Source organism: Rickettsia endosymbiont of Culicoides newsteadi (assembly GCF_002259525.1).
Lineage (GTDB): Bacteria > Pseudomonadota > Alphaproteobacteria > Rickettsiales > Rickettsiaceae > Tisiphia.
Window position 1 is genome coordinate 1 of sequence record NZ_MWZE01000085.1, and the last position, 6,329, is coordinate 6,329.

Genomic DNA, 6,329 nt, shown 5'->3' on the forward strand with positions numbered 1-6,329 from the left:
TGTACAAACATTTTGGTCAAAAAGTTTATATATTGATCGATGAATACGATACGCCGATCAATAGTTCGTACATTGAATTTGGTGATAAATTAAAAGAATTTGACGACGTACTAAAAATATTCCGTGGGATGTTTGGCAGTAGTTTAAAAACTAATCCTTATTTAGAAAAAGGGGTAATAACCGGCATATTAAGGTTTGCTAAGGCTAATTTATTTTCGGATTTAAATAATGTTCGTGAATATACTCTGCTAGATGAAAATTTTGCTAAATTTTATGGTTTCACTCAAGCAGAAGTTGATGAGTTATTAACCAAAGTACCACTTGACACAAGTCCTGAAAAAATTAAAGCTTGGTATAATGGCTATAGTTTTGGTGGTGAGGTAATTTATAATCCATGGTCAATTATGTTATGCTTAGATACTAGAGGCAAACTTGATCATTATTGGCTTGATAGTGGGGGGACGGCTCTTGTTGATAAAGCATTATTGTCAGATGGAATGCAGGAAGATTTACAGAGCTTAGCTGCCGGAAAGGCTATTATCTCACCGATTGTCAAACAAATTAGTTTTGCTGATATCAACAAGCCAGTAGGATTATTTAGCTTGTTGTTATTTAGCGGTTATTTAAACCCTGTTGCTAAAAAACCAGAAGAAGATATTTACGAATTGTCGGTACCAAATAAAGAGGTACGATATATATATAATGCCAGAATGCTCCAATGGGTAACTGATCAGTTGCAAATTGATCATTTTCGATATTATTCTTTTGCTACTTTGTTGCCGGCAGGTAAAATAGAACAGTTTAAAGAAAGATTGCAAGAATTATTGTTAAATGCTACTAGTTTTTACCAAACTGGCGAGAAAAAAGCTGAGCTATTTTGTAGTGGTTTTATGCTAGGTTTGATTAATACCTTAGCTTCTGACTACATAATAGACAGTGAAAGAGAGACTGGTAGCGGTAGGGCTGATATTATGTTGATACCTAGAGCTGGAAAGCAAGACAACGCCATTATTATTGAATATAAAATATGCAAGTCTCCAGAAGAGTTAGAATCTGTTGCCAGAGAAGGGCTAGAGCAAATAGCAAAAAAACGATATGAGGCTAAAATAAAAGAATACTCTCATGTTCAGAAAATCATCAAAATCGCTATGGCTTTTTGCGGTAAGGAAGTGGCTCTAGAATATCAGAATGATAAAATTTAATAGTGGTGATTATATATTTTCCCCTATATCAACCAGGATTACATAAACAGGAACAGCAGGGAAATGCCTTTTTAATCTTTCAATATCGTAAACAAGCTGTTCTCCATAAGAAACACCTGTTGACATTTGTTGTTGTAAACTATAGTCAATTTAGGAGGATTGGGTGCTATGGCTATGGGCAATCTATTTCAGTATTTTTGGATTGCTTCGTCGCTACTAAAGTAGCTCCTCGCAATGACATATAAGCCTATAACTCGTCATTGCGAGCGAACGTATGTGAGCGTGGCAATCCATGAAGTCATATATTGCTTCGTTGACTTACGGTCTTCCTCGCAAATAGACGTTGACCACATACAACTTTTAAACTGCCATGATTACCTCTAAAATCTCTTCCAACGAAGTATGTAAAAAATACCTGAATAAAAATATTTTTTATAAAACACTTAGTGTACATTATAATTAGTATATACTCAAATCATTAGAGTAAACATGACCCAATTTTTAACTATAACCCAGATAATAAGGTAGCCGTTCTTGCTCTTAAGGTTAAAGCTAATGCAAAGGCAGATAAGATAGGTGAGTTTATGATAATTAATGATAAACATTATCTAAAATTATTTATAAAATCAGTTCCAGAGGATGGTAAGGCTAACCATTCTATTATCAATTTTCTATCTAAAAAATGGAAAATTAATAAAAATAATTTTGAGATAATATTAGGTTGGACTAATAGCTTAAAATTATTGGCAATAAAAAATATTGAATTAGACTATTTAAATTTGCATTTAAAACACTATATTAATAACATTAAATAGTATTATAGGACTTGACTATGACCCAAGAAAAAAAGAAGTTTGACGCTGAAGTTGGTAAGATTTTGAACTTAATGATCCATTCTCTTTATACTAATAAAGAGATTTTTATGCGTGAGTTAATATCGAATGCTTCTGATGCTTGTGATAAATTAAGGTATTTAGCACAAAGTGACGCAAAACTTATTGCAGATGATCCTACCTTTAAAATTACTGTGAGAATTGATAAAGATAAAAAGCAGATTATTATTAGAGATAATGGTATTGGTATGAACCGAGAAGATTTGATCGATAATCTAGGAACTATTGCAAAATCTGGTACAGGAAATTTCTTAAACAACATGTCTGGAGATGCTAAAAAAGACAGTATGTTGATAGGGCAATTTGGCGTTGGGTTTTATTCAGCTTTTATGGTTGCTGATAATATTACTGTTACCTCAAGAAAAGCAGGAGAAGAGAAATCTTATGTTTGGCAGTCAGATGGTCTTGGAGAATATATGGTCGATGATTTTGACCATGATTTTACCAGGGGAACTGAGGTGGTTATTCACGTTAAGCCAGAAGAAGATAGTTACATTGATCATTTTAGATTGAAGCATATAGTTAAAAGCTATTCTGATCATATAGCCATACCTATATATTTTATTGATGAATCTACTAATAATGAAATACAACTTAACTCAGCTTCAGCATTATGGACAAGACCTAAATCTGATTTGACTTTTGAGCAATATAAAGAATTTTATAAAGCTTTGTCTTATTCGATGGATGATCCTTGGTTAACTATTCATAATAAAAATGAAGGTACGGTTGAATTTACTAATTTGTTATTTATTCCATCAACTAAGACTTTCGATTTATTTCACCCTGATCGTAAGAGGAGAGTGAAATTATACATCAAGAGAGTTTTTATTTCTGATGAGAATGTAGATTTAATACCTTCTTACCTAAGATTCCTAAGAGGGGTAGTAGATTCAGAGGATTTACCTCTTAATATTAGTCGTGAATCTTTGCAGCATAATAGTACTTTAGAGAAGATTAAGTCAGCAATAACCAAAAGAGTTTTAGGTGAACTCAAAAAGAAAAAAGATGAGTCTATAGAGGAATATAGCAATTTTTGGAGCAATTTTGGTGCTGCTTTAAAAGAAGGATTGTGTGAGGCAACTAGTGATCATGATAAATTGCTTGAGACCTGTATATTTAAAAGTAGTCTTTTAAGTAAAATGATTAGCCTTGACGATTATATTAGTAACTTTAAAGAAGGGCAGAATACTATATATTATCTTAGCGGCGATGATTCAGCAAAATTACTTTCTAGCCCTCAAATAGAAGGATTTTTAAGTAAAAATATAGATGTACTTCTGTTTACTGATACAGTTGATGATTTTTGGGTTAATGTTAATAGTAGCTATAAGGGTTATGCAATTAAATCCGTTACTAGGAGTGATATTGATTTAGAAAAATCTGAGCAAAAAACTGAAGAGACAAAAGAAGACAAGGACGAGTACGCTAAATTAACAGAATATTTTAAAGAAATATTAGGTAATTTAGTAAAAGATGTAAGGATTTCTAAAAAACTTACTCTAAGCCCTGCTTGTCTGGTAGTTGGTGATGGAGCTATGGATATTCGTATGGAAAGATTTTTAATTGAGCAAAAACAGTTAATGGCATCATCGGCTAAAATACTTGAGTTAAATCCTAAGCATAAAATTATTGATAAAATTAACGCTGGTATAATCTCAAATAGTAGAGACTATGCTAACGAGGAGTTGGTGAAATTAATGTATGATCAAGCATGTATTCTAGAAGGTGAGCCAGTCAATGATACTGGTGAATTTGCAAAAAGACTCAATGATATTGTACAAAAAGCTATATTATAAACCACCTGACGCACGGCATTTAAAAGTCATATAGAAAATAGCTTGGCGTCATTGCGAGAAGCTACTTTAGTAGCGACGAAGCAATCTAATGAATGTGGATTGCCACGACCACTACGTGGTCTCGCAACGACGTCTTGTACTTTTTTGGAATTTTTAAATTGTTATGGGGTTTATGCGTAAGGTAAGTTATAAACTATGCGTAGGCTTTTCTATTTTTAATAGTAATAATTTTGATTGTAATCTAGGTAATGAATATGTTAATATTAATTAAATTTTCCTGAAACCTTTTATTAGCAAAATATAATGAATAAATATTTGATACTATTAATATTATTAATAATGCCTCTTAATTCATTTGCCCAGAATCAAATAGCTAACCAGCTATCTAATTTTGTTGCACCAGTTACTTATTTTGTCGATCATGTCAAACAACTAGCTTTGCTTACAAACAACTTAACTAAATATCGACAAGCAAGTATTATAGGCACCAGCGGCATGGGAAAAACCCAACTTGCTAGAATGTATTGTTATGAAAATCAAAATAACTATAAACTTATTTGGTTTATTGACTGTAATTTAGATATTAATCAAGAACTACTAAAGCTAGCAAAAGCTATTAATAGTACGGCTAATAACTCTACTAAATCTAATCTAATATCAGAAGATGTAATATTAGTCCGGAAAGAACTAATGAATTATTTATCAAATCAAGATAAATGGTTATTGATATTTGATAATCTAAAGGTAGGTCAAAATAAGAAAGTTCAAGAGTTTGTTGAGTGGGAAAATAATGGACATGTTATATTTTGTTCCCAAGATAGTGAAATATTACCGAATATAGTCCAAATGACTGCCTTTACAAAAAGTGACGTTAGTATTTTGGTTAACAATATTTTAGAACATAACGATCCCCAATCAGCAGAATTTTTGAGCAAAGAATTTGCTGGTTATCCTATCATGATAGTACAAGGGGTACAATTATTAAATAATGTAAAAGGTTTAGATAAAGCCGAATATAAGAAAAAAATTCAACTATCAACAGATAGAATTAAATTGAACATTCTATTAACTATCAATGAATTAAAACCAAATGCTAGAAAATTATTAAATAAAATAGCTTTAATAAATAATCAAAGTTTTTCAAAAGACTTATTAAGTTTTATTACGGATGATAAGAGTACCATAAATGATGATATTTATCAATTGTCTAAATTTGCCTTAATATCTAATATTGATCCACAGGAAACTAACCCGATCTTTGAAATGCACGATGTTGTTGCTCAAAAAATAACTGAAATTAATGGTAATCAGAATAATAAAATTTATTTAGAGGATATCGTTACTAAATTAGTCGGATCTGTGCCAAAAAGGAACTCGGTAAAAGCTCAGCTTTTTAGAAAAGCGAGAACTATACTTGAAGATTTTGAAATTCTTACTAGGAATGCGGTAAAATATAATTCAAGTATATATAAACTTCTGCAATTGAATGCACAGCTAATGATGCAATATGTGAATTCTGTCGATTACCTTAATGTAGAAAAAGTAATGAATTGGTTCAATGAGAATGATCAAAATGGGGCTGGTAAATTTAATTTATGGTCGATGAATGATGATGAAAAATATGCATATGCATTGTGTTTACAAGTAATAGCATGGCAATATGCTGTTAATTGGTCTAATTATAGGGTAGCAATAAATTATTGTACAAGAGCAAAAGAAATATTAGACACTATAATATGAATCTTTATGGAGTTTATATTATTCTTTAGCAATGTATAATATCCCATTAGGACAGGTTGAAGAAGCAGAAAAAAACATTCAAATTATAGAACAAATGCTTAATCAAGGTTTAATGGATAAATATGATATATCTTATATACATAGCGTTAAAACAGAGTTATTATTGCTACAAGGGAAGTATAATGAAGCATTAGAGCAAAATAATAAAACTATAGAACTAGACACTAAAAGTGGATTAAGTCTTGAAGACCTATTTCTTATAGAGCTTTATGTACGAAAAGTAGAGATATTAAATCATCTTAAAGAATACCAAGAAGCATATACTCAAGTTAAACAACTATATGATTTGTGTCAATCCACCGAGAAAGATGTTCATGAAATATTAGGTCGTATTTATAGTCAAATGGCAAAAAGTGAATTATGGCTGGGTAAACTAGACCAAGCCTTAGAGCATGTTAACCAATCTATCTCCATATTTTTAGCTGATGAACGTAGGAATCCCAAAGATGCAGATTATTCAGAAGATCCAAATTTAGCTGCTAGTTATGTAATACAAGGTGATATTTTATTTACTCAAGATAAAATAAAAGAAGCAATAGAGTCCTATAATAAAGCTTATATAGCAGCTAACATATAGGTTCATACAATAATTTTAACGTTCTACAACTTGCCTCAAATAAGGAATCTCCCCTATC

General features: G+C 31.1%; 5 protein-coding genes. All 5 read left to right on the forward strand.

Annotated elements, in window-relative coordinates:
- Positions 1–1,202: PD-(D/E)XK nuclease domain-containing protein (locus RiCNE_RS05655; RefSeq protein WP_157905696.1), on the forward strand; the 1,202-nt coding region annotated here is incomplete at its 5' end.
- Positions 1,203–1,699: 497 nt separating this feature from the next.
- A complete protein-coding gene (locus tag RiCNE_RS05665; protein WP_094649620.1) occupies positions 1,700–2,017 on the forward strand; it encodes an A1G_07140 family DUF167 domain protein in 318 nt (105 codons plus the stop codon).
- 17 nt (positions 2,018–2,034) lie between these two features.
- The gene (gene htpG, locus RiCNE_RS05670; RefSeq protein WP_094649621.1) at positions 2,035–3,894 is read left to right on the forward strand and encodes a molecular chaperone HtpG; all 1,860 of its coding nucleotides are present in this window, start codon (positions 2,035–2,037) and stop codon (positions 3,892–3,894) included.
- A gap of 315 nt (positions 3,895–4,209) precedes the next feature.
- Positions 4,210–5,634 (forward strand): ATP-binding protein, encoded by a 1,425-nt coding sequence (locus tag RiCNE_RS05675; RefSeq protein WP_204839960.1) that lies wholly within the window; start codon positions 4,210–4,212, stop codon positions 5,632–5,634.
- A 31-nt stretch (positions 5,635–5,665) separates the two neighbouring features.
- Positions 5,666–6,271 (forward strand): tetratricopeptide repeat protein, encoded by a 606-nt coding sequence (locus RiCNE_RS05680; protein ID WP_094649622.1) that lies wholly within the window; start codon positions 5,666–5,668, stop codon positions 6,269–6,271.
- Positions 6,272–6,329 lie beyond the last annotated feature (58 nt).